Below are 1,508 nucleotides of genomic sequence, written 5' to 3'. Positions count from 1 at the left end.
GCCACATCCAGGGCGAGAGCCTGGCCGGCATCGCCTCGACGGCATGGCCGTTCCTGGCCGGGCTGGCGTTCGGCTGGCTGGCGGGGCGGACATGGCGGCAGCCGTTCCGGCGGTGGCCGGCCGGGGTGAGCGCGTGGCTGGGCGCGGTAGTCCTGGGCATGCTGTTCCGGGTGCTGTCCGGGCAGGGCACCGCGACCGCGTTCATCGGCGTCGCGCTGGCGTTCCTCGGCCTGTTCCTGCTCGGCTGGCGGCTGCTCGCCAGGCTCGCCGCCGCTAAGCTCGCCGCCCGCTAGACAGAGGCGAGCACCGGGGAGGACAGGCGGCCCGCGGCGGCTCCCGGATTGCCGGCGTCGAAGCCGCGGCTGATGCTGGCGATCTCGGCGAGCTCGTAGCTGCTCAGCACCTCGATGGCCAGCTCATGCAGCCGCCGGGTCTTCGCCGCGCAGCAGTCCTCGAGCAGCGTGACGGGGAAGTCCCGCATGAACGCCGAACGCGCGGTCGACTCCACGCAGATGTTCGTCACCACGCCGCAGATCATCAGCTTCGTCACGCCGAGGCCGCGCAGCAGCGGCTCGAGCGAGGTCCACTGGAAGGCGTCGAAGCGGACCTTGTCCACTACGAGGTCGCCGGGGCCGCAGCCGAGCTCATCGCACACCGCGGCGTCCCAGGTGCTGACCGCGAGGCCGTCGACCTCGGCGAGCTCCGGGCTGTTGCTGATCAGCGCCGCGCCCTCGTCGGGGCGGCCCGGGCGGTACACGTGCCTGGTGAACACCACGGGGATCCCGGCGCGCCGAGCCTGGCCGACCGCGACCGCGGCGGCCCGCACGGCGTCCATCGCGCCTTCGAGGCCGCGGCCGATCCTGGGAAACGATCCGTCGGGATGGCAGAACCCGTTCTGCATGTCCACCACTAGCAGCGCGTATCCGTCAGCCGTCATCGTCTCTCCCCTCACGTGCCTTCCTCTCACCGCACCGTAACACCCGGCATGCGATAGGCGTATCGTTCGCGAAATGGCGCAACAATCTGTAGTCGCGGAGTTTCGCGACGCTTATTACAGCGAACTGGACGCCGGCGAGCAGTCGGCGCTTATCGCGTGGCTGGCGTTCACCGGGGCATGGAGCGGGGTCCGGGGAATCACGCACGCGATCAGGGCCGGCGAGGGGCCGTTCAGGAACTTGAGCCTCGGCGGCGAGCACCTGCACCATTACATGTGGGGCATCGGAATGCTGGCCGGCGTAGGAGGGGTCGCGGTCCGCGGCGACGAGAAGCTGCACCGGCACCCCGCGACCGCGGTCACCTACGGCGTCGGGCTCGCGCTCATCGTGGACGAGTTCGCGCTGCTGCTGGACCTGAAGGACGTCTACTGGGCCAAGCAGGGCAGGATCTCGGTCGACGTGGCGATCGGCGGCATCGCCGCCGCGGGCAGCGTCTTCGCCGCTTTGCCGGTACTCAGGAAGGTGGCCCGCCGCCTTCGCGAGAGGGGTAAAGAGACCGAAAGTCAGCCGGCC

At 70.4% G+C, this 1,508-nt stretch carries 2 protein-coding genes and 1 pseudogene; 2 read left to right on the top strand and 1 reads right to left on the bottom strand.

Features of this window, described 5'->3' with window-relative positions; translation table 11 throughout:
• Positions 1-293: DUF3054 domain-containing protein (locus tag WA805_RS26985; protein WP_425243750.1), on the top strand; the 293-nt coding region annotated here is incomplete at its 5' end.
• On the opposite strand, the gene WA805_RS26980 is transcribed toward WA805_RS26985, so the two are convergent.
• On the bottom strand, positions 290-937 hold the full coding sequence (locus WA805_RS26980) for an isochorismatase family cysteine hydrolase (RefSeq protein ID WP_425243749.1): 648 nt from the start codon (positions 935-937) through the stop codon (positions 290-292). The two genes, WA805_RS26985 and WA805_RS26980, sit on opposite strands and share 4 nt — an antisense overlap.
• A gap of 73 nt (positions 938-1,010) precedes the next feature.
• Here WA805_RS26980 and WA805_RS26975 point away from each other — a divergent pair.
• Positions 1,011-1,508, top strand: a pseudogene (locus tag WA805_RS26975) (hypothetical protein); the annotation flags it as partial.

Origin of the sequence: Trebonia sp., assembly GCF_049794275.1 — a bacterium.
Lineage (GTDB): Bacteria > Actinomycetota > Actinomycetes > Streptosporangiales > Streptosporangiaceae > Trebonia.
Note: the sequence above shows the minus strand (reverse complement) of the source record. Positions and strands in the feature narration are given on the sequence as shown.